This is a genomic window from Staphylococcus sp. GDX8P114P-2 (genome assembly GCF_017892945.1).
GTDB classification, from domain to species: domain Bacteria; phylum Bacillota; class Bacilli; order Staphylococcales; family Staphylococcaceae; genus Staphylococcus; species Staphylococcus arlettae.
In genome coordinates this window covers 1-1,936 of record NZ_JAESMB010000034.1, presented here as the reverse complement: position 1 = coordinate 1,936, position 1,936 = coordinate 1, and the positions used below count along the sequence as shown (strand labels likewise).

General features: G+C 31.8%; 1 protein-coding gene and 1 pseudogene. Both read left to right on the top strand.

The annotated features are described in order from the left end of the window. A pseudogene (locus tag KA845_RS12955) lies at window positions 1–735 on the top strand (tyrosine-type recombinase/integrase); the annotation flags it as partial. Between the two features lie 2 nt (window positions 736–737). Beyond that, window positions 738–1,936, top strand: a 1,199-nt coding sequence (locus KA845_RS12950) for a tyrosine-type recombinase/integrase (RefSeq protein WP_210128195.1), incomplete at its 3' end; no start/stop codon positions are given.

The window sequence follows — 1,936 nt, the reverse complement described above, 5'->3', positions numbered from 1 at the left end:
ATTATTTAAATCGCACAGAAAATTTTAAAGCTATAGATATGTCTAAAGAAGCAAGAGGAAGAAACTTTAAGGGGTTTCTTCACCATATTTCTAAAGGTAGATCCTATAAAAAAAATATTTTAAAGCTTAGGGTCAAAAAGAAACTTGTACAAGTATTAGAACATGGACAAGTCAAAGCAATAATTGAGGCATGTCATACCAAAAGAGATAAGTTACTTATTATGCTTATGTATGAAGGGGGACTTCGGATAGGAGAAGCATTATCCCTTCGTATTGAAGATATTTCAACATGGGATAACCAGATTAACATCAGGCCAAGAGATCATAATGAAAATGGAGCTTATATTAAACTTAAAAAAAAAAAGAACTATTGATGTAAGTAAGGAATTAATGGCATTATATACCGATTACTTAGTACATGAATATGGGGAAGATTTAGATCATGATTATATATTTATTAATCTTAAAGATTCTTATTTTGGCCACCCTCTAAAATATCAAAGTGTATTAGACTTAATAAGAAGACTAGGAAAACGGACAGGGATTACTTTCACTGCCCATATATTACGTCATACGCATGCCACAGAGCTTATTAGAAGTGGATGGGATGCTGCATATGTACAAAAAAGATTAGGGCATGCCCATGTACAAACAACACTTGATACGTATGTTCATCTTTCTGATCAAGATATGAAGAATGAATATAAAAAGTATCTTCAAGGGAGAGAAACATGACAATGAAATTTCCAAGTGTAGCAACTAATCGAAAGCTTATCGCTAGTACAGAGATTAATAAAAAAATAGCTAATATGACAAGTGTTTTAAAAGGTTATTGGGCAGCAGATAGATGGGATATAAGAATTTGTCCGCATCCTAGTGCAATTGAGTTAAGTAAGAATCCGTCACTAAGAAATCGTTGGGTAAATTTCGATAAGGTGGAAAATGTCTGGTTGAAAACAGAATTAAAATATTTTTATTACCTTCACTTGAATAATGGAGCTTGGAATGCAAAATCCGTTTGGATTAGAAAGGGAACAGTGATAAGCCGGATGATGGGATTTTTAAATTTAAAATATCCTAATATTACATCGATAACCGAAGTGCCTATAAAAAAAGCTTTGACAGAATACCGGACCTACTTAACAGAACAAAAAGTAAAAACTACGACTACTAATTACAAACTTGATGTAAATCAGCAGAAAGTTACTGTACATGCGAATTCCTATTACGTTACTCATCTTAAGCAGTTTATGGAATTCTATGAGGACTTCTATTTTGATGGGGAAGAATGGGAAAAAGATGTTTGGAATCGAAGAAAATTATCATTACCGGAAGATAAGGTAAACCCAACATCCTACGAATATACGATCAACTTTAAGGGTTTTAAGAATAATTATTTTAAAGAAATAGTTAAGCGATATTGTAAACTAATGTTAAACACAGCTAGCTTTTCTCACGTAGTAGATATAGCTTCAAAATTAAAAGAATTTTTTAATTTCATGAACAAAAATTGTGAAGGTATACAAAGGATTCATCAATTAACTAGAAATGAAATTGAGCAATATTTTAATTATATTAATTTAAAAGGTTTAAAACCCAGTACTGTAACTGGACGAATATCTACTTTAGACGTTTTTTTTACTACAATTCAAAGATATGACTGGAAGGATACACCTTCTAAGATCCTTATCTTTCAAGAAGATTACCCTAAAGTGCCGAAGGCACTACCACGTTATATTGATGAACATATACTTGAACAATTAAATGGGAAATTAGATAAATTGGAACCTTATATTGCTACAATGGTTATGGTACTTCAAGAATGCGGGATGCGTATCAGTGAACTTTGTACATTGAAAAAAGGGAGCGTCATAACCGATAAAGAAGGGGATTGCTTTTTAAAGTATTATCAGTGGAAAATGAAGAAAGAGCATAT